Raw genomic sequence first — 2,779 nt, 5'->3', positions numbered from 1 at the left:
CCCCGCTTCGCCGCCCGGCTGCGCGCGCTCGCCGAATCCGGGCCCGCCGCACAGGCACCGGACACGGCCGACGTCGACACCCGGCTCGCCGCCGCGTCGGACGACGAGCTTCTGGACTTCATCCGCAATGAACTCGGCAAGGAGTGAACGGTTCGCATGGCTGAGGACAACGAACTCCGCGACTACCTCAAACAGGTCGCCGCGGAACTGCACCGCACGCGGGGCCGGCTGGGCGAGCTGGAGGCGGCGGCCCGCGAACCGATCGCGATCGTCGGCATGGGCTGCCGCTACCCCGGCGGGGTGAGCGGCCCCGACGACCTGTGGCGGCTCGTCGACGAGGGCCGCGACGCCGTCGCGGGCTTCCCCACCGACCGGGGCTGGGACCTGCCCTCCCTCTACGACCCCGACCCCGCCAAGGAAGGCACCTGCTACGTCCGCGAGGGCGGCTTCCTCGACGACGTCACCACCTTCGACGCCGCGTTCTTCGGGATCTCCCCGCGCGAGGCTCACTCCATGGACCCCCAGCAGCGGCTCCTCCTCGAAAGCGCCTGGGAGGCCCTGGAGCGCGCCGGCCTCGACACCCGCACCCTCAAAGGCAGCCGCACCGGAGTGTTCGCGGGCGTCTCCCAGCAGGACTACGCCGGACTCCTGACCGCCGTCGAGGGCCACGTCGACGGCCACGGCTCCACCGGCGTCTCCAACAGCGTGCTGTCCGGGCGGCTCTCCTACGTCCTCGGCCTGGAGGGCCCGGCCGTCACCGTCGACACCGCCTGCTCCTCCTCCCTGGTCGCCCTGCACCTCGCGGTCCGTTCGCTGCGCGCGGGGGAGTGCGACCTCGCCCTCGCCGGTGGCGTCACCGTCATGTCGACGCCCGATGTGCACGTCATGCTCTCCCGGCAGGGCTCCCTCGCTCCCGACGGCCGCTGCAAGGCGTTCGGCGCCGCCGCCGACGGGGCCGGGTGGAGCGAGGGTGTCGGGGTCCTCGTCGTGGAGCGCCTGTCGGACGCGCGCCGCAACGGGCACCCGGTGCTGGCGGTCGTGCGCGGCTCGGCCGTCAACCAGGACGGCGCCTCCAACGGGCTGAGCGCCCCCAACGGGCCCTCGCAGCAGCGGGTGATCCGCGACGCCCTCGCCGACGCGGGCCTCACCCCGGCCGACATCGACGCCGTCGAGGCGCACGGCACCGGGACGCGGCTCGGCGACCCCATCGAGGCCGACGCGCTCCTCGCCACCTACGGCACCGCGCGCCCCGCGGGACGGCCGCTGTGGCTGGGCTCCCTGAAGTCCAACATCGGGCACACGCAGGCCGCCGCCGGTGCGGGCGGCATCATCAAGATGGTGCAGGCCATCCGCGCGGGCCGCATGCCCCGCACCCTGCACGCCGACGAACCGACGCCGTTCGTCGACTGGTCCTCCAGCACGGTACGGCTGCTGACCGAGGCCAGGACCTGGTCCGACGGGACCGCGCCCCGCCGGGCCGGGGTCTCCTCGTTCGGCGTGAGCGGCACCAACGCGCACGTCATCCTCGAACAGGCCCCCAGCGACGAGGAGTCCGCGCCGGACACCGCCCCCGGTCCGCTGCCCGCCCTCCTGTCCGCCCGCAGCACGACCGCCCTGCGCGCCCAGGCCCGCCGCCTCCTCACCCACCTCACCGACGCCCCCGCCCTCCCCGTCGGCCCCCTCGCCCGCTCCCTCGCGCTCGGCCGCACCCCCCTCGACCGCCGGTCCGCCGTCCTCACCACCGACCGCGACACCCTCCTCGCGGGGCTCACCGCGCTCGCCGAGGGCCGCCCGCACGACGCGCTCACCGAGGGCACCGCCGTCACCGGCCGCACCGCGTTCGTCCTGCCCGGCCAGGGTTCCCAGTGGCTCGGCATGGCCCGCGAACTCCTCGACGCCGAGCCGGTGTTCGCCGAGCACGCGCACACCTGCGCGGCGGCCGTCCAGGAACTCGTCGACTGGGACGTCCTGTCCGTCCTGCGCGGCGAACCCCGCGACGTCGACCCCGACCGCATCGACGTGATCCAGCCGGTGCTGTTCACCGTCATGGTGTCCCTCGCCCGCACCTGGGAGGCGTACGGCGTCACCCCGGACGCCGTCGTCGGCCACTCCCAGGGCGAGATCGCCGCCGCGCACCTCGCGGGCGGCCTCGACCTGCGGGACGCCGTCCGGATCGTCGTCCTGCGCAGCCGCGCCCTGCGCACGCTCACCGTCAGCGGCGGCATGGCGTCCGCGCTGCTGCCCGAGGAGCAGGTCAGGGAGCGGCTCGCACCCTGGGCGGACCGGCTGTGGATCGCGGCCGTCAACGGGCCCGCGTCCGTCGCGCTGACCGGGGACCCGGATGCCTGCGACGCGTTCGTGGAGGCATGCGCCGCCGACGGGGTGCAGGCGCGTCGGATCCCCGGCGCCGCGAGCCCCGGGCACTCGCCGTTCGTGGAGGTGCTGCGGGAAGGGCTGCTGGCGGATCTCGCCGGGCTCGCCCCGCGTGCCGGGCGGATCCCGTTCTACTCGACCGTCACCGGCGGCCTCCTCGACACGGCCGGCCTGGACGCCGCCTACTGGTGCCGCAACATGCGGGAACCGGTGCGGTTCGCCGACGCCGTGAGCGCGCTGCTCGCCGACGGGCACCGGCTGTTCGTCGAGCCCAGCCCGCACCCCGTCCTCGTCACCTCCGTCCAGCAGTGCGTGGAGGCCGCCGAGCACGACGCCGCCGTCACCGGCACCCTGCGCCGGGGAGAAGGCGGCACCGCCCGGCTGCGCACCGCCCTCGCGCAGGCGT

Annotated in this window: 1 protein-coding gene; it reads left to right on the top strand. The window is 75.4% G+C overall.

The window, feature by feature from the left end; genetic code table 11:
• Positions 1 to 156: 156 nt before the first annotated feature.
• Positions 157 to 2,779, top strand: a 2,623-nt coding sequence (locus ACVNF4_RS34565; RefSeq protein ID WP_461806817.1) for a type I polyketide synthase, incomplete at its 3' end; no start/stop codon positions are given.

This window comes from Streptomyces sp. S6 (assembly GCF_054880855.1).
The sequence above is the reverse complement of the archived record's forward strand: the minus strand, read 5'-3'. Positions and strand labels throughout refer to the sequence as shown.